This window comes from Endothiovibrio diazotrophicus, assembly GCF_054657215.1.
In genome coordinates this window covers 1-231 of record NZ_BAAHXB010000389.1, presented here as the reverse complement: position 1 = coordinate 231, position 231 = coordinate 1, and the positions used below count along the sequence as shown (strand labels likewise).

The 231-nt window shown below is 61.9% G+C and carries 1 pseudogene; it reads left to right on the top strand.

Going from position 1 to position 231, the window contains the following annotated elements:
* A pseudogene (locus ACYQ2W_RS26925) lies at positions 1-231 on the top strand (IS1634 family transposase); the annotation flags it as partial.

The following is a 231-nucleotide window of genomic DNA, read 5'->3' as shown; positions in this document are numbered from 1 at the left end:
ACGTCCGGTTTATCATCACAAGGAAGAGCGGGCCGATGGTCACCTGTTCATCACCGTGCTGGCTTACCAGTTCGTACAGATCATTCGTCATCGCCTGCGCGGTGCGGGGATCCACGATAGCTGGACCACGCTGCGCAAAACCCTCGCCGGCCAATGCCGAATTACCGCCACCTTTCGCCAGGACGATGGGCGGACGTTGCAGGTGCGAAAGGCAACGCGCGCCGAGCCGGG